This is a genomic window from Prosthecomicrobium sp. N25 (assembly GCF_037203705.1).
Lineage (GTDB): Bacteria > Pseudomonadota > Alphaproteobacteria > Rhizobiales > Ancalomicrobiaceae > Prosthecodimorpha.
Genome location: NZ_JBBCAT010000003.1, coordinates 441,099 through 461,922 on the forward strand (window position 1 = coordinate 441,099; position 20,824 = coordinate 461,922).

A 20,824-nucleotide genomic window follows, 5' to 3' on the forward strand; every position below is an offset into this window, starting at 1 on the left:
GCCGCGGTTTTGGGCAGATGCCGTTGTGCAGTGCACAATCGCTCTGATGCTGCGTTCAGTTGCGTAAATCCGCATTCGGAACCGCCGGATGACGACGACGGCCTCACGAGATTGTGAACGCCGGGCCATGCCCGCTCCCAAGCCATAGCTGGAATTTCGATTTTCCCGCCGCGCGGCGGATCGTCGGTCCCCTCCGGTGCACCGGCCTTCAGGAACTCTGCCCACGCACGCGGTGTTGCCTCCCGCGGATCAGCCAACTCGGAACACTGGCACGGGGCTTGCGTAGAGGAGCGAGCCAGCGGTGTCGTGCGTACCCGCGGCGTCGTGTTGACGCAGCGGGCACTGGGAGCGCAAGTCCGCGGCCACTGAAGAACAAGGATCGGCATAGGCGGAGACGTACCCGGGATCCGGCTCGACTGAATGGACCCGAGAGACGGACGATTCTCATGGAACTCATTCTTGCCGTATGCCTGCTGACCTCGCCCGAAAACTGCCGCGAGGAAAGGCTGACCATCAGCATGGAAGAAACCGCCCCCATGCAATGCATGATCGGCGCCCAGACGATCATCGCGGAATGGTCGCAGACTCACCCGAAATGGAAGGTTGCCCGCTGGCGCTGTGGCGTTCCCGGCCGCGAGGGCTTCCGCATCTGACCCCCTGCGCGTCCCGCCCGGCCGCGGCCTGACCCCTTCGCGGCCGGACGGGCGCGGCAGCCGGTCGCGCGGGAAGCGCGGGGGCTTCCCTTCGCGAGCCTCGTCTTGCACCTTCGCGGCGCGTCGACCCCCGAGGGCCGGCCGCCAGGGGGCTCGATGAAGGTCTCTTTCCGCTCCGTCGCCTTCAAGGTCGCGGCCGTCGCCGCCGCCGCCGCCTTGTCGGCGGTGCTGGCGGCCAGCGCCGTGGTCTGGGCCATGAACCTGGCCGAGACGCAGATCGGCGCCGCGCTCGCCGCCCAGCGCCGGCTCGACCTCTGGAGCATCGTCTCCGGACAGATCTCCGACTACACCTTCACGGCTCTCGACGCCGCCAGCCGCGGCGGCGCCGACGCCCGGCGGCTGGAGCCGGCCCGGTCCGCGGTCCTCAACGCCTTCTCGACGATCGAGCGGGCCGTCACCGAGAGCATCGAGGCCGCGGGCAGCGACGCGGAGAAGGCCGCCGCCGCCAACCGTGGCCGCATCCTGGCGCGCATGCGGGCCGGCTTCGAGGTCCTGGACAGGCAGATCGGCGACCGGATCGCCGCCGCCTCGCCCGAGACCGCCGACCAGATCCGCGGCGCGCTCAACGGCTTCGCGGTGACCTTCGCGCCCAACCTCTCGGCCATCATGGACGACGAGCGCCGGACCGCGAGCCGCATCCAGGAGAACACCGCCGCGCTGCGCGCGCGCCTCACCGCCCTGGCGGGCGCCGCCGTGGTGGTCGCCCTCCTGCTCGGCGCCTGGCTCTTCCAGGCCGTCGCCCGGCCGCTGGTGGCCCGCGTCGCCGACATGGCCGCCATGGCGGCCGCGATCGGGCGGGGCGACCTGCGCACGCGCCTCGCCGTGAGCGGCCGAGACGAGCTGAGCCTCGCCATGGCGGCCTTCAACCGGATGGCCGCCCGCCTGGAGCGCCGAGAGGCCCGGGTCGCCGCCGACCGGGCCCGGCTGGAGACGACCGTGGAGGAGCGCACCGCCGACCTGCGCCACGCCAACGAGCGCCTGGCCACGCTCGACGCGACCCGCCGCCGCTTCTTCACCGACGTCAGCCACGAGCTGCGCACGCCCCTGACCGTCATCCTCGGCGAATGCGACCTGACCCTCCGCCGCCTGGAGCGGGACCCCGCGGCACCGACCGCCGAAGCCCTGCAGACGATCCGCACCCGCGCCCAGAAGCTGCATCGCCGCGTGGAGGACCTGCTCCGCATCGCCCGCTCCGATTCCGGCGAGATCGATCTCCACCTCGACCGGATCCCCGCCGCCGCCGTGGTCGCCGGGGCCGTCGACGACGCCCGCAAGCTCGCCCAGCGGGCCGCCGTGAGCCTCGAGACCGACGTCCCCCCCGATCTGCGCGTCCTGGCGGATCCGGACTGGTTGCGCCAGGTCATGGAAGGCCTTATCGCCAATGCGGTGCGGCACTCGCCGGCCGGCAGCACGATCCGGCTCTCAGCCTGGACGGAAGGCGCCGAGGCGGTCCTCGTCGTCGCCGACGAGGGCTCGGGGATCGCCCCGGAGGACCTGCCCCGCGTCTTCGAGCGCTTCTACCGCGGCGAGGGCTCGAGCACCGGCTTCGGCATCGGTCTGTCGCTCGCCAAGTGGGTGATCGACCGGCACCGGGGCACCATATCGATCGGACCGGCGCGCGAACGGGGCACCGTGGTGACGATCCGCCTGCCGGTGGCCGAGGGCGGCAACGAGGAAACGGCATGACGATTCTGGTCATCGAGGACGATCCGGACATCGGCTCCCTCCTGAGGCGCGGCCTCGCCGAGGAGGGCTACGACGTCGCCGTCGTGGACACCGGCGCCGCGGCGCTGCCCGAGGCCCGACGCCTGTCGCCCGAGGCGGTGATCCTGGACGTCATGCTGCCGGACACCACCGGCCTGGAGATCTGCCGGTCCCTGCGCGCCGACGGCTTCGGCATGCCCATCGTCATGCTCTCCGCCAAGGCGGCCATCTCGGAGCGCGCCGAGGGCCTGGAAGCCGGCGCCGACGACTATGTGGTGAAGCCCTTCGCATTCGGCGAACTGGTCGCGCGCCTGAAGACCCACATCCTGCGCCGGTCCGAGGCCGTCCCCTCGAGCCGCTATCTCGTCGGCGGCCCGCTGACGCTCGACCTGGAAACCCGCATCGCCCGCTACGGCGAGGCCGAGGCTCGCCTGACCGAACGCGAGGCCTCCCTGCTGATCCTCCTGATGCGCGCCCCGGGCCGCCCCGTCTCGCGCGGCGACATCTTCGACCGCCTCTGGGCCGACCAGGGCGGCGCGTCGCTCAACGTCGTCGACGTCTACGTGGGCTATCTCCGCCACAAGCTCGGCGACATCACCCCGCCCGGCCGCCAGCTCATCGAGACGGTCCGCGGCCGCGGCTTCATGTTCCGCGCCGAGGCGTGAGGGGATCAGCCGGAAACGTGGACCAGAGCGATCTGGCCTCGTTCGATAGTGCGCTATATAAGAGCGCATGACCGAGCCGCCCCGCCTCGACGACCAGCTCTGCTTCTCCATCTACGGGGCCCTGCAGGCGATGACGCGGGCCTACAAGCCGCATCTGGAGTCCTTCGGCCTGACCTATCCGCAATATCTCGTTCTTCTGGTGCTCTGGGAGAACGGCGACCTGTCCGTGAAGGCGATCGGCGACCGACTCGGGCTCGATTCCGGGACCCTCACGCCGCTCCTGAAACGGTTGGAGGCCGCCGGCTACGTGCGGCGCAGCCGGGACCGGGCGGACGAGCGCGTGGTCCGGGTGACCGTTACCCCGGCCGGCAACGCCCTGCGCGGACCGATCGCCGATGCCGTCCGCCAGATCGGCTGCGCCACGGGCCTCGACCCCGGCGCCATGAGCGACCTCCGGGACGCCCTGAAGACCCTCCGCCGCCGCCTGGTGGGCGAACCGGGCTGAGCGGCGGCCCCCTCGACGGCGACAAGCCGGGAAGGAGGTGGCACCGGCCTCCGGGATCCAGGCACACCCTCTCCCACGTTCCCGGCCGGAGCAAAGCGAGGGCCTCCGCGCCAAGCCCTTGCCTCGGCCGCCCCCTGCTCCAGGTCTTCCACGGGACAATACACTCTTGCATTTCAATTGTGCACAATGTAATTGTGCATCATCAGACATCAAACGAGGAGACTTCCCATGGTCCAGACCATCACCCCCGTCTACAAGGCCCAGGCCACCTCCACGGGCGGCCGCGAAGGCCACTCGCGCAGCTCCGACGGGGTGCTCGACGTGAATCTCTCCGTGCCGAAGGACATGGGCGGCCCGGGCGCGGCCGGGGCCACGAACCCGGAGCAGCTCTTCGCGGCCGGCTATTCGGCCTGCTACCTCGGCGCCCTGCGCTTCGTCGCCGGCAAGGAGAAGGTGAAGATCCCGGACGACGCCTCCGTGCAGGCGACGGTCGGCATCGGCCAGATCCCGGGCGGCTTCGGCCTCGAGGTGGCGCTGCACGTCACCATTCCAGGCCTCGACAAGGCCAAGGCCGAAGATCTCGTCGCCAAGGCCCACCAGGTCTGCCCCTACTCCAACGCCACCCGCGGCAACATCGTGGTGAGCACCACGGTCGCCTGACCGCCGGGTCGGGTTCACGCCGCATCGAAGCCGAAGACGGGACCGGGGCCGGAAGGCCCCGGTCCCATTACGTTTAGGCTTATGATTTTCTTAAGATGCCTCTGAGGCAGCCTGGAAACTTCTTAGCGTATTTTTCTTGCTTTCCCGACGTTCTACCCAATTATAAGTGTATCTCCCCAGTCGGAGGGAGATGACTAGGATCTTATGGTTCTCTTATATTTAGGAGACCATAAGATTATCCCTAAGGAGGAAAATCACCATGCGTTGGACCAAGCCCCTCGTCCAGGAAATCTGCGTCGGCCTCGAGATCAACGGCTATTTCCCGCCGGAGTACTGAGGTGACGAGGGCCGAGCCCCATGGACGAGGGTGACATGACAGGCCTTCGCGCCATCGTGCTCGGCTCCGCGGCCGGCGGCGGCGTTCCGCAATGGAACTGCCGCTGCCGCGTCTGCGCGCTCGCCTGGCGCGGCACCGGCCTCGTTCGGCCCCGCAGCCAGTCGAGCCTCGCCGTCACCGCGGACGGCGACAGCTGGCTCCTCCTCAACGCCTCGCCGGACCTGCGCCAGCAGATCTGGTCCACCCCGGCCCTGCACCCGCGCGACGGCCTCCGCCACTCGCCGATTTCGGCCGTGCTCGTCACCAACGGCGACGTCGACCACGTGACCGGGCTCCTCACACTCCGTGAGCGCCAGCCCTTCGACCTCTACGGCACGGAGGTGACGCTGGCCTCGCTCGCCGACAACAAGGTCTTCTCGGTCGTCGCCGACGATCTGGTCCCCCGCCGCCCGGTCGTCTTCGGCCGGCGCTTCGAGCCGGTGCCCGGGCTCTCGGCGGAGATCTTCCCGGTTCCCGGCAAGCTGCCGCTCTGGCGGGAGGACGAGGCCCTCGGACTCGGCGAGGAGGGGGAGAACACGGTCGGGGTCGAGATCCGCGCCGCCGGCCGGCGCCTCGTCTACGTCCCCGGCTGCGCCCGCGTGACGCCCGACCTCGCCGCCCGCATCACCGGCGCCGACGCGCTGCTCTTCGACGGAACGCTCTACAGCGACGACGAAATGATCCGGGAGGGCCTCGGAACCAAGACCGGCGCCCGCATGGGCCACGTCTCCATGTCGGGTCCCTCCGGCAGCGCCGCCGCGCTCGCGCGCGTCCCCGTCGGCCGCCGCATCTATGTCCACATCAACAACACCAACCCGGTCCTGATCGAAGGCTCGCCCGAGCGGCGCGCCATCGAGGCCGAGGGGTGGGAGATCGCCCACGACGGGCTGGAGGTGACGCCGTGACCCGCCTGATGACCCCCGACGAGCTCGAGGCCGCCCTGCGCAAGGTCGGCGCCGAGCGCTACCACAACCTCCACCCGTTCCATCACCTGCTGCACGGCGGCAAGCTGAACAAGGGCCAGGTCCAGGCCTGGGCGCTCAACCGCTACTGCTACCAGTCCGCCATCCCGCGCAAGGACGCGAGCCTGATCGCCCGCTGCGAGGACCGGGAGCTCCGCCGCGAGTGGCTGCACCGGATCACCGACCACGATGGCCAGGAGGGGGACTTCGGCGGCATCGAGCGCTGGCTGGTCCTCACCGACGGCCTCGGCCTCGACCGCGACTACGTCATGTCCAGGCGCGGCGCCCTGCCGGCGACCCGCTTCGCCGTCGAGGCCTATGTCCACTTCGTGCGCGAGAAGTCGCTCCTGGAGGCGGTCGCCTCGTCGCTGACCGAACTCTTCGCCCCGAAGCTCCACGAGGAGCGGATCTCCGGCATGCTCGAGCACTACGACTTCATCGACGAGAAGGTCATCGCCTACTTCCGCCGCCGCCTCGACCAGGCGCCCCGCGACGCCGACTTCGCCCTGGACTATGTCCGCCGCAACGCCAGGACGCCGGAGCAGCAAGAGGCCGCCATCGGGGCCCTCACCTTCAAGACGGAAGTCCTCTGGACCCAGCTCGACAACCTCTACTTCGCCTATGTCGACCCGGGAATGATCCCGCCCGGGGCTTTCCGGCCGACGTGAGGCGGCCCGCCATGAGCGCAACCGCCCTCGCCGCCCTCGCCCCGGGCGGGACCGGGACGTCCGCCGCCGCGCCCCCGCCCGGACGCCGCCGCGGCCCCGGTGACGCGACCCTGACGCGTGCTACATCTGGGGCCCGGCGCGATCCTGTGCGCCGCGAGGGCCTTCCGATGAGCCGCCTCCTCTCCCCCGCCGACCTGGAAACCGAGCTCCGCCAGGTCGCGGCGCGCCGCTACTACCACCTGCATCCGTTCCACCGCCTCCTCCATGCCGGCCGCCTCACCCGCGGCCAGGTCCAGGCCTGGGCGCTCAACCGGACCTACTACCAGGCCATGATCCCGGTGAAGGACGCGCTCGTCCTCTCCCGTCTGGTGGACCCGGCCGACCGCCGCGCCTGGCGGCGGCGCATCGAGGAGCAGGACGGCGAGGCGGAGGGCGAGGGCGGGCTCGAGCGCTGGCTCAAGCTGACCGACGGCCTCGGCTTGGAGCGCGCCGCGGTCCTCGCCTTCGAGGGCGTCCTGCCGGCCACCCGCTTCGCCGTGGACGCCTACCTGCAGTTCGTGCGCGAGCGCTCGGCCCTGGAGGCCGTCGCCTCGTCGCTGACCGAGCTCTTCTCCGCCACGGTCGCCTCCGAGCGGATGTCGGGCATGCTGGCCAACTACGACTTCATCGCCCGCAAGACGCTCTCCTACTTCGACGCGCGCCTCGCCCGCTCGTCCCGCGACGCCGACTTCGCGCTCGCCTATGTCCAGCGCCACGCGGTCACGCCGGAGTCCCAGGAGGCCGCGCTCGCCGCCATGCGCTTCAAGTGCGACGTGCTCTGGGCCCAGCTCGACGCCCTCTACGCCGCCTATGTCGATCCGAAGCTGCCGCCCCCCGGCGCCTTCCTGCCTGGAGACACCTCCTGATGGCCATCGCCCCGACCAGCATCCCGAAGCTCCCGCGCGGCGTGAAGCTCCGCTTCGACACGGTCCGCGACACCTGGATGCTGCTCGCCCCCGAACGCGCCTTCCAGATCGACGCGACCGCGGCCGAGATCCTGAAGCTCTGCGACGGGACCCGGGACTTCGCCGCCGTGGTGGCCGGCATCGCCGCCGCCTACGCGGAGGATCCGGCCGTCATCGCCGGCGATGTCGAGGCCATGCTGACCGATCTCGCGCAGAAGAGGGTGCTCGACCTGTGACCGCTCCCCGCCCCGTCTCCGTCCCCGCGCCCCTCGGCATCCTGGCCGAGCTGACCCACCGCTGCCCGCTGAAGTGCCCCTACTGCTCGAACCCCACCGAGCTCGACCGGCGCTCCGCGGAACTCGACACCGAGACCTGGACCCGCGTCTTCCGCGAAGCCGCGGCCCTCGGCGTCCTGCACGCCCACCTCTCCGGCGGCGAGCCGACGGCCCGGCGCGACATCGTCGAGCTGACGCGCGCCTGTGCGGAGGCGGGCATCTATTCCAACCTGATCACCTCCGGGGTCGGCGTCTCGGCGGATCTCCTCCGGCGCCTGGTCGACGCCGGGCTCGACCACGTGCAGCTCTCCATCCAGGGTGCCGACGCGCCGGTGAACGACCATGTCGCCGGCTACCGCGGCGCCTTCGACAAGAAGCGCGAGGTCGCCCGCTGGGTCGTCGACGCCGGCCTGCCGCTCACCCTGAACGCCGTCATCCATCGCGCCAACATCCTCCAGGTCGACGCCCTGGTCGAGCTCGCGCTCGCCATGGGGGCCAAGCGGCTGGAGGTCGCCCACACCCAGTACTACGGCTGGGCCTACCGCAACCGCGCCGCACTCATGCCGGCCAAGCCCGAGGTCGACGCCGCCATCGCGATCGTCGAGGAGGCGCGTCGTCGCCTGGAGGGCCGGCTCGTCATCGACATGGTCATCCCGGACTACTACGCGAAGTACCCGAAGGCCTGTTCGGGCGGCTGGGGCCGGCGCTCGCTGAACGTCACGCCCTCCGGCAAGGCGCTGCCCTGCCACGCCGCCGAGACGATTCCGGGCCTGGAGTTCTGGAACGTGCGCGAGCATTCGCTGCGCGACATCTGGCTCCATTCCCCGGCCTTCACGGCCTACCGCGGCACCGACTGGATGCCGGAACTGTGCCGGACCTGCGAGCGCGCCGAGGTCGACTGGGGCGGCTGCCGCTGCCAGGCGCTGGCGCTCGCGGGCGATGCCGCCGCCACCGACCCGGCCTGCCACAAGTCGCCCTTCCACCACCGGATGGTCGCCCTGGCGGAGGCGGAATCCGTGGCTGCGACACCGCCGCCATACCAATACCGCGAAATGTCTGCCAAGGTCCGCGAAACGGCAGAATAAGCGGAGGAAGAGCAGAAGTGCGGAAATCGAGTTTCGTGTGGGCCATCGCGGCCGCCCTGCTGGCCGCGGCCCCCGCTCCCGTGATCGTGGCGCCCGCCGCCGCCGAGACCGCCGCCGACGTCGGCGCCTATCTTTTCGAGGCGGAGCATTTCCGCAAGACGGCCCCCGACGCCCGCATCGTCTACAGCTACAGCCGGGCGAGCAAGGACGCGGAGCGGACGCGGCCGTCCTTCAAGGACGTCGTCGAGTTGCAGCTCGAGCCGGGCAAGTCGCCCGCGACCCGCAACGTGGTCGTCACGCTCTTCAAGGGCCCCATGCACCGGGCCGCCGGACCCTTCGACGACGTGTCGTTCAATCCGCTCGCCATCATGATGCTCGAGTATCACCTCGGCGACTTCTCCAAGATCCTCGGCGGCAACGCGCGCTACTTCAAGAACGGGATCCGTGCCGGCATGCGCGACGCCGCGCAGTCCGAACCGGTCAAGGTGAAGGTCGCGGGCCGCGACGTCGACGCCCTGCGCTTCGTCGTCAGGCCCTTCGAGAACGATCCCCAGAAGGCGCGGTTCGGCGCCTTCGCGGCCACCACCTACACATTCACCGTATCGGACGAGGTGCCGGGCTCCATATACGAGATCCGCATCACGACTCCGGATCCGGCCGGAGGCGAACCGATCCTCGAGGAGGTCACCCGCTATGTCGATCCGTGATCGCCGTTCCGTCGCCGCGCTCGGCCTGTGGCTCGCGCTGGCGGCCACCCCCGCCCTGGCCCAGTCCGGCGTCGACCCGGGCACCCCGAACGACTTCCCGACGGCGGCGCGTGCCGACTACGTCTTCGCCTGCATGGCCGCCAACGGCCAGACCCGCGAGGCCCTGACGCGCTGCGCCTGCTCGGTGGACGTGGTCGCCTCGATCCTGCCCTACGACAAGTACGAGCAGGCCGAGACGATCCTGATGATGCGCCAGGGCGTCGGCCAGGCGGCCAGCACCTTCCGCTCGACCGCGGTCTACGACGACCTCATCGCGGATCTCCGTCGCGCCCAGGCCGAAGCCGAGATCCGCTGCTTCCCCTGAAGCGCCGACGGCCCATGGCCGCCGGCGGCCGGGGCCGGCCCCGTCAGCTTCCCGACTTGGCGTCGAAGGTTCCCGAGAAGACCTTGTTCTCCGTGTCGGTCACCTCGACCTTCACGGGCTCGCCGTTCGACGGCATGGAGAAGCGGAAGGTCGGGTCCTCCGAGATCGAGATGCCGCCCTCCATCGAGAAGACCGGCTTCTCGCCCTGCTTCACGGTCACGTGACGCACGAACCAAGCCGGCACGTAGAGCCGCGTCACCTGGTCCATCTGCAGGCCCGAATTGTTGGGATGCCGGATCTGGATCTGCGCCTCCGACTTCGGCCCCTCCGCGAAGGTGCGGAACTTCATGCGGCCCAGGTTCTCCATCGCCTCGGCCGGATCCTTGCCCGCGGGCGCCGAGCATCCGCCCGAGGCCTTAACGTAGTTCGCCGTCATGTAGAGCGAGCCGTCGCTCGTCTCGGCCACCGCGCGGACGAACGAGTAGCTGTTCACCCGCACCCGGGTCGAAAGCCCGACCTCGCGCTGCCCCTCGGCGAACCGGAACGTCGCCGCCACGGGCGCCGGGTTCTCGTCGACGATCAGCGTCACCGACTTCACCGTCCGGGTGTCGCCGGCCGGCAGCGCGACATTGAATTCCACCGGCACCAGCGCCGCATCCTCGGCCCGCACCGGCGTGGAGAGGGAGAGCACGCCCGTGCCGTCCTGGATGGACCGCGCGCCGAAGACGTCGGTCTTCAGGCCGTTCCACGTCGCCTGGTCCTGCGCGGAGGCACCGCCCGGCGCTCCCGCCAGAATCGCAGCGCCCACGAGCATGCCCATCCAGTGATGCTTCGCCATCTCGTCCTCCCAGACTCCGGTCGATCAACTATACCTAATGTGCACGCGTCCACGAACAAGTCTCCGTGTGGTCGCATCCGCGCCGCCCCCAGCCCCGCACCGCCCCTGGACCGCGCCTCCCGCCTCTGCCAGAGTTCCTGTCGATCGGGGGGAAGGGGAGCGGATCCGGCCGCGTCATGATCCTGCGTATCGCCACCGCCCTTCTCGCCCTGGAGATCCTGGCCCGGGGACCCGCCGGCGCCGAGGAGGCCCAGCCGCCGGCGGTCGGTGCGCTCCCGGTCGAAGCCCAACGCCCGCCGGCCCCGGACGTGCCCTTCTCGGGCCGCGACCTGGTAGAGGGCGTGAAAGCGGACGAGGCCGCCTGCCGGGCGGACCCGCGGGCGGTCTGGGTCGAGGTCGACCGGGTGCCCGCCTGCGTGCGCTATTTCCTCTCCGAGGCCGGGGGCGATCGCAGCGATCCCGTGGTGTTCCTGCGCGGCGCGCTCGCACTCTCAGTCCCGGGGGGCGGCTGGACGGCGCCGGCCTTCTACGCCGCCGAGACCCCGGCCGCGCTCGAGCGCGTCGCCGCCTCCTGGAGCCGCGTCTACGGCGGGCCCTACATCATCCTCGCCCGTCCGGGGACCTACGGATCCTCCGGCCGCGAGCCCGCCGACCGCAACAGCAAGCGCGAGTTCCGCATCCTCGGGGCCGCCCTCGATGCCATTCGGGCGCGCCACGGCTTCTCCGCCCTCCATCTGGCCGGCTGGAATTCAGGCGGCAACCTCGCCATGGCGCTCGCCCTGACCCGTCCCGACGTGCGCTGCGTCGCCGCCGGGTCCGCCCCGCTCGCCTTCAAGCGGCAGATCGGCCTCGGCGCCAAGACCCTGGACCCGCTCGACGCCCGACGTCTCCTGGACCCGCTCGACCTCCTCGCGGCCCTCGTTCCCGCTCGGGACCGCCGCGCCTTCGTGGTCGGCGACCCGGCCGACACGGTGGTCGCCCCGTCCGTTCTCGACGCCTTCGTGACCGAGGCGCAGCGCGCCGGGCTCCCCGTCCGCCGCCTCGACGTGACGGCGACCGATAGCCTGAAGGTGGCCGTCGCGCCGCACGCCATCCGCGCCGCGATCGACTGCGCCCGCGGCCAGGGCGATGACGAGATCGCCCGCACGGTGGCCGCGATCCGCCTCAGGCCCTCCGCGCCGGATGCGGCCCGCAAGCCCGACCCGGACGCGCGTCCCGCCACGCCCGACACCGCGAAGCTGGCGCCTCCGGGGCCTGCCGGGCCCGCCGGGGGCGGCCCGGTCCCCACCCCGGCCGGCGAGGCCTTTTCGGCCAAGGCGCTCCTGGAAGGCCTGCGCGCCGACGAGGCCGACTGCCGGAAGCATGCCTTCGCGGTCTGGGTCCGCCCCGGAGGCCGTCCGGAGTGCCTGCGCTACTACTATTCCGAGGCGGGCGGCTTCCGCCCGGAGGCCCTCGTCCTGATGCAGGGCGACCAGGTCCATGCCGGGCCGGACGGCAAGGCGGCCGCACCGGAGAACTACGAGAAGGTCACCGCCGACGTCCTGCAAGCCATGGTGGACCGCAACGCCCGCCTGTTCGGCGCGCCCGTCCTCTATCTCGCCCGGCCGGGCGCCCAGGGCTCCTCCGGCCGCGAACTGGAAGTCCGGCATACCCGCCGCGAGCTCGACCTCGTCGGGGCGGCCCTCGACGCCATCAAGGATCGTCACGGCCTGCGGACCCTGCACGTCGTCGGCCAGTCGGGCGGGGGCGGCATCGCGGCTAGCCTTCTGCCCCTGCGCGGCGACCTCGGCTGCGTCGTCTCGGCCTCCGGCGATGCCTCTCGCCGCCTCCTCTACCGCCTGCGCAACGGCGGCCGGGAGCCGCCGCCCGAGTGGCTGAGGCGCAACTACGACCCGGCCGACGCCGTGCCGCGAATCGACCCGGCACGGCCCGTGCGGCCGATCTTCCTGGTCGACCGCGCCGATACCCAGGTCCCGGCCGCGACCACCGACGACTTCGTGGCGCGCCTCGCGAAGCGGGGGATCCGTCATCGCCTCATCGAGACCACCGCGTGGGACGACAAGCGGCACGGCCTCTTCGTCCAGGGGGTCAGGGCCGGGCTCGCCTGCGCGCTCGGTGAACCCGACGAAACCGTCGCCGAGGTCGTCCGCGCCACGCCGCGCCCCGAGCCGGCCGCGCCGGCCCGGGCCGATACCCCGGCGAAGGCGGCCGCCGCGGCCCGGGCCGCCGCCGGGTCCCGGGTTGCGCGCCCGCCCGCGCCCTGACCGGGCCGCGCGCACCTGCGGCGAAGACGGACCGGGATCTTGCCCCGAAGATCCGCTATAGCATCCTGCCGAGAGACGCCGGCCGACCGGCGCATCCGCGGGAGAACCGAAGTGACCGACGCGAACGGAGCCGAGCCCCGGATCGCCTGCCTGCCGGACCTGGGCCGGCGCACCCTCGTGATGGGCATCCTCAATGTCACGCCCGACAGCTTCTCGGACGGCGGGCTCTTCTTCGACGCCGCGGTCGCCGTGGCGCACGCCCACGAACTCGTGGCGGAGGGCGCCGACATCCTCGACATCGGCGGCGAATCGACGAGGCCCGGCCACACGGCGATTTCCGCCGAAGACGAGATCGCGCGCGTCCTGCCGGTCCTTCGAGCGGTCGCGCCTCAAGTCTCCGTCCCGATCTCGATCGACACCTACAAGGCCGCCACCGCCCGCGCCGCCCTCGCCGCCGGGGCGAAGATCGTGAACGACGTCTGGGGCCTGCAGCGCGACCCGGAGATCGCACGCGTGGCGGCCGGGTTCGGCGCCCCGGTGATCGCCATGCACAACCGGACCGAGGTCGACGGCACGCTCGACATCGTCGCCGACATCAAGGCCTTCTTCGACCGGACGCTGGCCATCGCGCGCGCCGCGGGCATCCCGGACAGCCAGGTCGTGCTCGACCCGGGCATCGGCTTCGGCAAGACTTTCGAGCAGAACCTCGAGGCCCTGCGGCGCCTGCCCGAACTGAAGGCCCTCGGCTTCCCCCTGCTGGTCGGCACCTCGCGCAAGTCGCTGATCGGCAAGCTGCTCGACCGTACCCCGCGCGAGCGCATCAACGGCACCCTGGCGTCGAACGTGGTTTCGATCGTGAACGGGGCCGACATCATCCGCGTTCACGACGTGCTGGCCCACAAGGAGGCCGCCCGCGTCGCCGACGCCATCCTGGGAAAACGCTGATGTCCGATCGGATCATGCTCTCGCGGATCGCCGTCTACGCCTACCACGGGGTCTTTCCCGAGGAGGAGCGGCTGGGGCAACGATTCTACATCTCCCTCGACTGCCGCCTCGACCTGCGCCCCGCGGGCGAGAGCGACGACTGGCACAGGACCGCCTCCTACGACCAGCTCGCCGATATCGTCGTCACCGTCGCGACCGGCCAGCGCTTCCACCTGATCGAGGCGCTCGCCGAGCGCGTCGCCCGCGAGATCCTGGCCGGATTCCCGGCGATCCACGAGGTCTCGGTGCGCGTCGAGAAGCCGGCCGCCCCGATCCCGACCATCCTGGACGGCGTCACCATCGAGATCGTCCGGGGCCGGGAATGACGCGCGCCTACCTCGGCCTCGGCGGCAACATCGGCGACGTGCGCGCCACCCTGGCGGCGGCGCTGCGCCGTCTCGAGGAGTCCGGCGCCCGGGTCGCCGCCCGGTCCGCCGACTACGAGACCCCGCCCTGGGGCAAGCTCGACCAGCCCGCCTACGTGAATGCCTGCGTGGCGATCGACACGGCCCTGTCGGCCGACGAGCTGCTGGCGACCGTTCTGAAGATCGAACAGGAGTTCGGCCGCCGGCGAACGGAGAAGTGGGGCCCTCGCACGGTCGATATCGATATCCTGACCTACGGCGACGAGACGATCGACCGCCCAGGCCTCGTCGTGCCCCACCCCTACATGCTGGAGCGCGCCTTCGTGGTCGTCCCCCTCGCCGAGATCGCCCCGGACCTCGTGGTCAAGGGCGAGCGCGTCGGCGACGTTTCGGCGCGGGTCGAGCGCGAGGGCATCCGGCGACTTGCCGATTGACGTTACGGAAGAGGCTGGTAGCTTTGCCGCCCGCCCCGGATACCGAGCCGCTCCGATGACCAGCCGTTCGATCGCAGGCTTCACCGTTCAAAGACTATGTGACGGAGTGTTCGAGGCCTCCACGGAGGCTCTGCTCCACCCGGGGGGAGCTGCGCCCCGCAGCAAAGCGGCGGAGCGGTACCCCGGCGGACGCATGCCGCTGGACGTGAACGCCTTCGCGCTCCGGCTGTCCGGTGGCATCACCCTGGTCGATGCGGGAGGAGGGCCGGCCCTCGGGACGGGATTTGGCCGAATCCGCCCGGCTTTGGCTGGGATGGGCATCCGTCCAGAAGACGTGGAGGCCGTGTGCCTGACACACCTGCACAGCGACCACGCCGGAGGTCTCTTCGACGAGGACCGCGCCTGTTTCCCGCGCGCAACCGTCATGGTGCCCGCCGCCGAGCTGGCCTTCTTCACAGACCCGGCGGCACGGGAGCGAACCCACCCGGATCGACGATCCGGGTTCAGGATGGCCGCGGCCCTGACCAGCGCCTATGACGGTCGGATCCGGGCCCTTCCCGAAGGCCCGGTCGTGCCGGGGCTCGACTGTGTGGCCCTCCCGGGGCACACACCCGGCCACGCCGGCTACCGCCTTGGCGAGGGTGCCGGCGCGCTTCTGCTCTGGGGCGACGTCGTTCACCTCCCGGAGCTTCAGGTCGCGGACCCGGATCTCGGTCTGGTCTACGATTTCGATCCCGCGCTCGCAGCAGAAACCCGCCGCAGCCTCCTCGCGCGTTGCGCCGGCGAGCAATGGATCGTCGCGGGCGGCCACACCGGTTTCGGCCGCGTGACGTCGGGCGGCGACGGCTTCGCCTTCGAGCCGCTGCCCTGAAACGCGGCCGGAGGCGAGCGCGCCTCTCCCTTTCTCGGCCTGGGCGGCGAGCCCGGCCCTTCGGCGGCCCGTCAGGATCGTGCCCGGGACAGCCTTAGGGTCGCGGCTGGGAAAGCTCCTCGGGGTTGTTGAACTCCTCCCAGCCGTCGGTCCCGTCCGGAAACCAGGTGACGGCCGTATAGCCGTATTCGAGCATGGCACGGCGCGCGGCGTTCCAGCTCATCCAGCAGTCGCGCAGGCAGTAGAAGAGCACCGGCTTCGCCTTGTCGCCGGAGGTCGCGGCCTCCAGCCCGTCCCGGAAGTAGCGGTCCATCTCGGGCGACAGCGCGCCATAGCCGACGTTCGGCAGCCAGACCGACCCGGGGATGTTCTTGCGCGGCTTGTCGCGCCAGATCGTGCCGGGCGGCAGGTTCGGCGGCTTGGGCGCACGCGGCAGCACGTCGACGAAGACGGTCCCGCCCTTCTTCCAGATCTCGTAGGCCTCGTCGCTGTCGACCACCCCGGCGCCCTGCAGGGTGGCCGGCGTCGGCGAGCGGAAGTCGTCCATCTTGTAGCCGTGAGGCTCCTGCGGCGGCTCCGCGGCCGAGGCGAAAGCGACCGGCACGAACACCCCGATGAAGAGAAGGGGAACGACCTTGCGGAGCCTTCGCATGCGACCGTGCCTCCCCGGACATTCCGAACCTCAAGCGCCCGGACCGCCGCTGCCGAAGGCGGGACGGCTCACCCGGCCGGGACGGCCCCGCACCCGTCAGGTGCGGGCACCGTTCGGCAACGCTCGTCAGCCCCGGGCCTTGGTGATGGGCCGGTCCAGATCGTCGACCAGCGGCACGCCGTAGTCGAGCAGGATCTGGTCGATGGCGCCCTGTTTCTTGGCGATCAGCTCGTTGAGGCGACGCTTCCATTCGAGTTCGCCGTGGCGGATCCCGAAGGTAATGCGGAAGCTCATCGGCGGGCCGTCCTTCTCCTTCAGGAGCGGGGTGACGGCGAGCGGAGCCCCGGACTTCTTGGCCCAGTAGCCGCCGTTCGGTCCCCACAGGATGGCCGCGTCGGTCTCCCCGGAGACGAGGTCGGCAATCATCGCCTCGGACGGCGAATCGTAGCGGCGATCGACCACCAGCGGATAGGACTTGGCTTTCGCCAGAAGCCCGTAGCGCAGCATGTAGTCCGCCGGCGGGGTCGCGGCGACCAGCCCGATCCGCTTGTCCTTCAGCCGCTCGTCTCCGAGTTGGTCGACGCCGTCGAGCGGGCCGCCCGCCTTGGTGACCAGCACGTAGGACGACTTGTAGTAGGCATTGGTGTTCTGCACGACGTCGGCACCGGAGGCGTAGCCGATGATCACGTCGCAGAGCTTGGTACCCAGCGTGTTACGCACGAAGCCGGGTCCGGTCGGCATCCAGTAGTATCGAAGCGGCAGCTTGACCTCGTCGGCCACCAGATGCGCGATCTTGTTCTCGAAGCCCTCCTCCGCCTGATTGGAGTAGGGCAGGTTCGCCGGGTCGCCGCACACCCGGAAGGCGTCGTCGGAGACCACCGCCGGCCGCTGCTGAGCGGCGGCCGGGACGCCCAGGAGGGCGAGGGCGAGGGCGGCGAGAACCGGCCTTGCCATGGGCATCATCCCGAGATGCACGCGTCTTCGTACTTCTTGATGGAGTCGAGCTTCGGCTCGCGCTTTTCCGGCCGCGTCCGCGGCAGCGCTCCGTCGGCCCGGGCCTTCAGGTACACGTAGATGTCGTCGAGGTAGCACATGACATTCTTGTTGGTGCCGAAGGCGGGCATGACGCTTTCCTTGCCCGACGTATGGACCACGCGGCCGTTGACCACGGTCTCCTGGAACTGGTCGTACGTCATGGTCTTGAGAGACTCGCGCAGCGCCGGCGCATAGGTGCTGCCCTCGCCGTCAGGGCCGTGGCAGACGTGGCACTCGGCATGATACCGGCGATAGCCCGAGAAGGTGTACCAATCCCAGGTGCCGTCCTCGGTCTTGTTCCAGGTCGGATTCCCGTCCTTGTCCTGGTACTTGCCTTCCTCGACCTTCACCGCCGGCCCGGCTTGCAAAGGCGCGGCCAGCGCCGCAGCGCCTAAGAAAACCATAAGACAAGCCGACTTCTTGCTAAACATGGCGCGTTCTCTCCCAGACCAACGCGTTGTCGACGCCACACGAGGCACCAGATGTTGCGGCTTCTTATTTAAGTCAAAAAGGCCCGGCGTCAACTCAATGACGCCGGGCCAGATGTCGCAGATGATCTAAGGTCTTAGTTCGGAAGCGTGAAGACCGTGAGCGTGCCGCCGAGGGCGGTGTAGCTGGTCAGACCCGCGTAGCCGCCGACCGCGCCGAGACCGGCGTTCGGATCGGTGAGGCCGGCCGCGAGGCCGATGCCCGCCCAGCCGCCGACACCCGACAGGATGGCGACGTACTGCTTGCCCTTGTTGGAGTAGGTCATCACGTTGCCGATGATGCCCGACGGGGTCTTGAACTTGTAGAGTTCCTTGCCCGACTGGGAGTCGACCGCCTTCAGATAGCCCTCGAGGGTGCCGTAGAAGACGATGTCACCGGCGGTGGCCAGAGCGCCCGACCACACGGAGAACTGCTCCTTGTTCGACCACACGATCTTACCCGTGCGGGCGTCCCAGGCGATGAAGTTGCCCATGCCGCCGTGGCTGTTCGGGGCCGGGTACATCGACAGGGTGGCACCCACGTAGGGCTGGCCCGGGGTGTAGGTCACCTTGAAGGGCTCGTAGTCCATGCAGACGTGGTTGGTCGGCACGTAGAACAGGCCGGTCTTCGGCGAGAACGCAGCGGGCTGCTGGTCCTTGGTGCCGAGAGCTGCCGGGCAGACACCCTTGGTGTTCACGTCTTCGCCGTTCTGCTCGGTCGAGTACTTCGCGACGACAGCCGGACGGCCATAGGTCGGGCTGTCCTTCTTCATGTCGACGCCCGTCGTCCAGTTGACGACCGGATCGTACTTCTCGGCGACAAGCAGATCGCCCGTCTCGCGGTTCATGGTGTAGGCAAGACCGTTACGATCGAAGTGCACCAGGATCGGCTGCATCTTGCCGCCGACTTCCTGGTCCGCCAGGATCATCTCGTTGATGCCGTCGTAGTCCCACTCGTCGTGGGGGGTCATCTGGTAGACCCACTTGGCCATGCCGGTGTCGACGTCACGGGCCCAGACGGTCATCGACCACTTGTTGTCGCCCGGACGCTGCTTCGGGTTCCAGGTCGAGGGGTTGCCCGAGCCGTAGTACATGAGGTTCAGCTTCGGATCGTACGAATACCAACCCCAGGTGCAGCCGCCGCCAGTCTTCCACTGGTCGCCCTGCCAAGTGTTGATGCCCGAGTCCTTGCCGACCGGCTTGCCGAGGTGGGTGGTCTTGACCGGATCCATCAGGGTCTGGTCGTCCGGACCCATGGAGTAGCCGCGCCACACCTTCTTGCCGGTCTTCATGTCATAGGCCGTGACGTGGCACTGCACGCCGAACTCGCCGCCCGAGATGCCGACGATCACCTTGTCCTTGACCGGGAGGACGGTCGCGGTGTTGGTCTCGCCGCGCTTCGGATCGCCGTTGACGACCTTCCACACTTCCTTGCCGGACTTGGCGTCGAGCGCCACGACCGTCGTGTCGGCCTGGTGCAGGAACACCTTGCCGTCGCTGTAGGCCAGGCCGCGGTTGACCGTGTCGCAGCACATGACCGGGATCACCGACGGATCCTGCTTCGGCTCGTACTTCCACAGGATGCGGCCGTCGTTGTTCAGGTCGAGCGCGTAGACGATGTTCGGGAACGGCGTGTGGACGTACATGACGTCACCCACGACGATCGGCGAGCCCTCGTGGCCGCGCAGGACGCCGGTCGAGAAGGTCCAGGCGACCTGGAGCTTCGACACGTTGTCCTTGTTGATCTGGTTGAGCTTCGAATAGCGCGTGTTCGCGTAGTCGCCGGTCTGCAGCACCCACTGGTTGGGGTCCTGCGTCAGCTTCATGACTTCATCGTTGGCGATCGCGGGCATGGTCAGCACGACCGACCCGGCGAGCGCCATCAGAACTTTCTTGGTGATCATATAGGCTTCCTCCCAAGCGTGCCCGTCCGGCGTGTCACGAAGTCGAGACACTCGCGTGCGAACACAGAATTCGGGATCCGACGTCTTCGGCAGCGTGTCACGACCGGACGTGAGTCGGTCTACACACAGGGCGCACCCTTCCCTGTCAGGCCTACGATCCGCACCCCACGCTCCCAGACATGAGGCGGTTGAAGCCGAAGACTGAGAAGACCCTAATAACACCCACCGAACCCCACAATACGTACTTTCCCGTAGAGACGCCTTGCCGGCACCCGACGGGCAGGACCGAATGTCGCACGTTCCGGCCGCAGGCGTAATGCATTGCAGCAATTGGCCTTTCCGAACGGGATCAGGAATCCGCCACTTGCGCCGCCGAAGCAGGTTTTCGGGTTCCCCACCGCCGCGCGGCCGCTACTCCCATTCCATCTCCCGGAACACTGCCGTGGCGTTGCGCGCGTTGAAGTCGTCGAAGAGATCCCAGGCGTCCCTTTCCGAAAGGCCGGCCTCCCGGGCGGCCGCGGCCATGGTGCGCCCGGCCGACACCATGGCGCGCACGTCACGCCGGAGTCGCTCCAGGTAGCGCTCCTCCGGGGCGATCGCGTCCGGCCACGGCAACGCCGCCGGTCCGTGTCCGGGAACCACGCGATCCGCCGGACGGGTCTTGGCTTTTTCGATCAGCTTGAGCCAACCGTTGATGCTCCCGTCGACCGCAGGCGTATGCCGGACGAACAGGAGGTCCGCGAGCCACCAGGTCCGCGTGGCCTCGTCGAAGACGGTCAGGTCGGTGTTCGTGTGCGCCGTCGGCTGCGCCTCGAGGACCAGGGTCCGCCCGCCGAGGTCGATCCGCCGCGTGTCGGCGACCTCCTCGTCCGGATAGATGATTTCGGTTCCCTCGAAGGCCGCGGCCCCGACGATGCGGCGGTTGTTGTCGAGGTAGGTCTGGGCCCGCGCCGCGAGGGCCGCACGCAGGTTCCGGTGCCCGACGAAGCGCGCCGTCCCGTCCCGGAAGGCGACGTTGCCGAGGGTGTGGTCGGGGTGGAAATGCGTGTTGATCACGTATCGGATCGGCAGGTCGGTCCGCGCCCGCACCGCCGCCAAGAGCCGCCGCCCGGCCGCCGCGCTCCCGCCCGTGTCTATCACCGCGACCGCCTCGCCGCCCACCACGAAGCCGACATTGCCGACCGCGCCGCCGTTCGCCGGGGCGGCCAGCTGGTAGGGCGCCTGGTAGACGAAGACGCCGGGCGCCACCTCGGTGACCGGCAGCGGCTCGTCGGCCCATGCCGCAGCGCAGCAAAATACCGCGGCCGCGACGGCCGCGAGACGGGCCAGGGCGGATCTCGGGTCAAAATGACGCATCGTAGTCACTCCAAGGGCGCGCAGGC

Annotated in this window: 22 protein-coding genes and 1 pseudogene; 17 read left to right on the top strand and 6 right to left on the bottom strand. The window is 69.9% G+C overall.

The window, feature by feature from the left end:
* Nucleotides 1-446: 446 nt before the first annotated feature.
* The 12 genes and pseudogenes from WBG79_RS21285 (at nt 447) to WBG79_RS21335 (ending at nt 9,628) form a co-directional block, all read left to right on the top strand.
* Nucleotides 447-653 carry a hypothetical protein gene (locus WBG79_RS21285; RefSeq protein ID WP_337359238.1) on the top strand — a complete coding sequence of 69 codons (207 nt, stop codon included), beginning with the start codon at nt 447-449 and terminating at the stop codon, nt 651-653.
* Nucleotides 654-809: 156 nt separating this feature from the next.
* Nucleotides 810-2,399 (top strand): sensor histidine kinase, encoded by a 1,590-nt coding sequence (locus tag WBG79_RS21290; protein ID WP_337359239.1) that lies wholly within the window; start codon nt 810-812, stop codon nt 2,397-2,399.
* Complete coding sequence (locus WBG79_RS21295; RefSeq protein ID WP_337359240.1) at nt 2,396-3,082, top strand: response regulator transcription factor; 687 nt, start codon at nt 2,396-2,398, stop codon at nt 3,080-3,082. The genes WBG79_RS21290 and WBG79_RS21295 overlap by 4 nt, the downstream gene beginning before the upstream one ends.
* 67 nt (nt 3,083-3,149) lie before the next feature.
* Nucleotides 3,150-3,587 (top strand): MarR family winged helix-turn-helix transcriptional regulator, encoded by a 438-nt coding sequence (locus WBG79_RS21300; RefSeq protein ID WP_337359241.1) that lies wholly within the window; start codon nt 3,150-3,152, stop codon nt 3,585-3,587.
* A 240-nt stretch (nt 3,588-3,827) separates the two neighbouring features.
* Nucleotides 3,828-4,247 carry an organic hydroperoxide resistance protein gene (locus tag WBG79_RS21305; protein WP_337359384.1) on the top strand — a complete coding sequence of 140 codons (420 nt, stop codon included), beginning with the start codon at nt 3,828-3,830 and terminating at the stop codon, nt 4,245-4,247.
* Between the two features lie 259 nt (nt 4,248-4,506).
* Nucleotides 4,507-4,584 carry a pyrroloquinoline quinone precursor peptide PqqA gene (pqqA, locus tag WBG79_RS27665; RefSeq protein ID WP_443147500.1) on the top strand — a complete coding sequence of 26 codons (78 nt, stop codon included), beginning with the start codon at nt 4,507-4,509 and terminating at the stop codon, nt 4,582-4,584.
* A 35-nt stretch (nt 4,585-4,619) separates the two neighbouring features.
* Nucleotides 4,620-5,528 (top strand): pyrroloquinoline quinone biosynthesis protein PqqB, encoded by a 909-nt coding sequence (pqqB, locus tag WBG79_RS21310; RefSeq protein ID WP_337359242.1) that lies wholly within the window; start codon nt 4,620-4,622, stop codon nt 5,526-5,528.
* Between the two features lie 8 nt (nt 5,529-5,536).
* Nucleotides 5,537-6,253, top strand: a complete 717-nt coding sequence (gene pqqC / locus WBG79_RS21315) for a pyrroloquinoline-quinone synthase PqqC (RefSeq protein WP_337359385.1) — start codon at nt 5,537-5,539, stop codon at nt 6,251-6,253.
* Nucleotides 6,254-6,420: 167 nt separating this feature from the next.
* Nucleotides 6,421-7,433, top strand: a pseudogene (gene pqqC / locus WBG79_RS21320) (pyrroloquinoline-quinone synthase PqqC).
* Nucleotides 7,430-8,557 (top strand): pyrroloquinoline quinone biosynthesis protein PqqE, encoded by a 1,128-nt coding sequence (pqqE, locus tag WBG79_RS21325; protein ID WP_337359243.1) that lies wholly within the window; start codon nt 7,430-7,432, stop codon nt 8,555-8,557. The pseudogene pqqC (WBG79_RS21320) and the gene pqqE overlap by 4 nt, the downstream one beginning before the upstream one ends.
* 17 nt (nt 8,558-8,574) lie before the next feature.
* Nucleotides 8,575-9,264 carry a hypothetical protein gene (locus WBG79_RS21330; RefSeq protein ID WP_337359244.1) on the top strand — a complete coding sequence of 230 codons (690 nt, stop codon included), beginning with the start codon at nt 8,575-8,577 and terminating at the stop codon, nt 9,262-9,264.
* Nucleotides 9,251-9,628 (top strand): hypothetical protein, encoded by a 378-nt coding sequence (locus WBG79_RS21335; protein ID WP_337359245.1) that lies wholly within the window; start codon nt 9,251-9,253, stop codon nt 9,626-9,628. The genes WBG79_RS21330 and WBG79_RS21335 overlap by 14 nt, the downstream gene beginning before the upstream one ends.
* Before the next feature lie 43 nt (nt 9,629-9,671).
* Here the strand turns inward: WBG79_RS21335 and WBG79_RS21340 are convergent, their stop codons facing one another.
* Entirely contained in the window at nt 9,672-10,466 is a 795-nt protein-coding gene (locus tag WBG79_RS21340; protein WP_337359246.1) for a quinoprotein dehydrogenase-associated SoxYZ-like carrier, read from the bottom strand.
* A 176-nt stretch (nt 10,467-10,642) separates the two neighbouring features.
* On the opposite strand from WBG79_RS21340, the gene WBG79_RS21345 reads away from it, so the two are divergent.
* From WBG79_RS21345 to WBG79_RS21365, 5 genes are all read left to right on the top strand, one after another.
* Nucleotides 10,643-12,730: a S9 family peptidase gene (locus WBG79_RS21345; RefSeq protein WP_337359247.1), complete on the top strand. Its 2,088-nt coding sequence runs from the start codon at nt 10,643-10,645 to the stop codon at nt 12,728-12,730.
* A gap of 180 nt (nt 12,731-12,910) precedes the next feature.
* Complete coding sequence (gene folP, locus WBG79_RS21350; RefSeq protein ID WP_337359386.1) at nt 12,911-13,675, top strand: dihydropteroate synthase; 765 nt, start codon at nt 12,911-12,913, stop codon at nt 13,673-13,675.
* Nucleotides 13,675-14,040, top strand: a complete 366-nt coding sequence (gene folB / locus WBG79_RS21355; protein WP_337359248.1) for a dihydroneopterin aldolase — start codon at nt 13,675-13,677, stop codon at nt 14,038-14,040. Before folP ends, folB begins: the two co-directional genes overlap by 1 nt.
* Nucleotides 14,037-14,513 (top strand): 2-amino-4-hydroxy-6-hydroxymethyldihydropteridine diphosphokinase, encoded by a 477-nt coding sequence (gene folK, locus WBG79_RS21360; protein ID WP_337359249.1) that lies wholly within the window; start codon nt 14,037-14,039, stop codon nt 14,511-14,513. Before folB ends, folK begins: the two co-directional genes overlap by 4 nt.
* A gap of 193 nt (nt 14,514-14,706) precedes the next feature.
* The gene (locus WBG79_RS21365; protein WP_337359250.1) at nt 14,707-15,384 is read left to right on the top strand and encodes an MBL fold metallo-hydrolase; all 678 of its coding nucleotides are present in this window, start codon (nt 14,707-14,709) and stop codon (nt 15,382-15,384) included.
* A gap of 94 nt (nt 15,385-15,478) precedes the next feature.
* Here WBG79_RS21365 and WBG79_RS21370 read toward each other — a convergent pair whose 3' ends face one another.
* The 5 genes from WBG79_RS21370 to WBG79_RS21390 form a co-directional block, all read right to left on the bottom strand.
* Nucleotides 15,479-16,036: a PQQ-dependent catabolism-associated CXXCW motif protein gene (locus WBG79_RS21370; protein ID WP_337359251.1), complete on the bottom strand. Its 558-nt coding sequence runs from the start codon at nt 16,034-16,036 to the stop codon at nt 15,479-15,481.
* A 126-nt stretch (nt 16,037-16,162) separates the two neighbouring features.
* A complete protein-coding gene (locus WBG79_RS21375) occupies nt 16,163-16,990 on the bottom strand; it encodes a substrate-binding domain-containing protein (protein WP_337359252.1) in 828 nt (275 codons plus the stop codon).
* A gap of 5 nt (nt 16,991-16,995) precedes the next feature.
* Nucleotides 16,996-17,502, bottom strand: coding sequence for a c-type cytochrome, methanol metabolism-related (locus WBG79_RS21380; protein ID WP_443147492.1), 507 nt, complete (start codon nt 17,500-17,502; stop codon nt 16,996-16,998).
* 134 nt (nt 17,503-17,636) lie between these two features.
* A complete protein-coding gene (xoxF5, locus tag WBG79_RS21385; protein ID WP_443147493.1) occupies nt 17,637-19,442 on the bottom strand; it encodes a lanthanide-dependent methanol dehydrogenase XoxF5 in 1,806 nt (601 codons plus the stop codon).
* A gap of 411 nt (nt 19,443-19,853) precedes the next feature.
* On the bottom strand, nt 19,854-20,798 hold the full coding sequence (locus WBG79_RS21390) for a quinoprotein relay system zinc metallohydrolase 2 (RefSeq protein ID WP_337359253.1): 945 nt from the start codon (nt 20,796-20,798) through the stop codon (nt 19,854-19,856).
* Nucleotides 20,799-20,824 lie beyond the last annotated feature (26 nt).